The organism is Candidatus Symbiopectobacterium sp., assembly GCF_020054415.1.
Lineage (GTDB): Bacteria > Pseudomonadota > Gammaproteobacteria > Enterobacterales > Enterobacteriaceae > Symbiopectobacterium.
Genome location: NZ_JAHWCO010000471.1, coordinates 1 through 1,009, shown reverse-complemented (window position 1 = coordinate 1,009; position 1,009 = coordinate 1). Strand labels below are relative to the sequence as shown.

The following is a 1,009-nucleotide window of genomic DNA, read 5'->3' as shown; positions in this document are numbered from 1 at the left end:
TGATGAAGAAGGCGACAAAGGAAATCATTTTTTCCCTTTCTGTAACCGCTCAATGATGGCCGCCGCTTCCCGTTCAGCGGCTGCAACCTTCTGACCTAAAGCAAAATCATCATCGTCACCCTCGGCTGTCGGGGTTCCGCCGCGTGTATGGATACCGATAAGCGTATGCACTTTGGTTAATAGCGTCAGCGTGGCCGCCGCGTTCTTCTTGAACCAGTAGCGGTCGCCACGCTCCTGTTTGGTGTGCTTGTCGATGGCTTTACCCGCGCCGGGCCAATTGTCGGGATCGGCTTCAATCAGCACGGTATCGGTGAGTTTGTCGCTCAATACGGAAAGGCGGGTTTTGTGATCGTTGTACATAAGAAAAAGCCCCATGATAAACATGAGGCTATGATGCTATGGGTGGGCGTTCGGTTTTCTGACTATTGGTATCCTCTAAATTTTGCCAATATGGTTGCGCCGGCTCCGATCATAAAGGACAAGATAAGGGGGAAAATAAATAATCCACCAGCTTGCCACCACTCCCAATGCCACGCAGTCATAGCTCCGCCGATGCCAAGAACGGTACCAAGCAGCGGTACCCATGTAACAAAAAAGGCTAAAATCACGGCCAGTAACCAATGAAGCCCCATCCAATCCTCTAACCCGCCAATTATGGCTGCCATTTGCACCAGACTTATACCAAGATAAATTATCATCCCAATTGCTTGCATATGTGTGCCCTTGCAAAGATTTACTTATTGAAAGCTAGAGTGCCTAAAAGCTTTGAAATTTGTTTTTTTGCTTCTGGATTCATTGATCCGTCATAGTAATTTATCGTTACTTTAACAATCCTGTCTCGATGGAAAGCTACCATTGTAGTTTCATTGGGGCTTTGTTGAATAAATAGAACTTTTGGGTAATCATCGGAGCAGATCACCACAGTTGTTTCAAAATCAGGTCTCCATGGCAAAACAAAATTTTAAAATCACCAACTGGCCCTCTTATAACAAGGCCCTAAAGCAGCGCG

The 1,009-nt window shown here is 46.4% G+C and carries 3 protein-coding genes; all 3 read right to left on the bottom strand.

Going from position 1 to position 1,009, the window contains the following annotated elements:
• Nucleotides 1–24: 24 nt before the first annotated feature.
• The 3 genes from QZ506_RS13845 to QZ506_RS13835 all read right to left on the bottom strand — a co-directional run bounded on the left by QZ506_RS13845 (nucleotide 25) and on the right by QZ506_RS13835 (nucleotide 922).
• Nucleotides 25–360 carry a hypothetical protein gene (locus tag QZ506_RS13845; protein ID WP_291971800.1) on the bottom strand — a complete coding sequence of 112 codons (336 nt, stop codon included), beginning with the start codon at nucleotides 358–360 and terminating at the stop codon, nucleotides 25–27.
• 62 nt (nucleotides 361–422) lie between these two features.
• The gene (locus QZ506_RS13840; RefSeq protein ID WP_291971799.1) at nucleotides 423–713 is read right to left on the bottom strand and encodes a hypothetical protein; all 291 of its coding nucleotides are present in this window, start codon (nucleotides 711–713) and stop codon (nucleotides 423–425) included.
• 20 nt (nucleotides 714–733) lie between these two features.
• Entirely contained in the window at nucleotides 734–922 is a 189-nt protein-coding gene (locus QZ506_RS13835; RefSeq protein WP_291971797.1) for a hypothetical protein, read from the bottom strand.
• Between the last annotated feature and the right edge of the window lie 87 nt (nucleotides 923–1,009).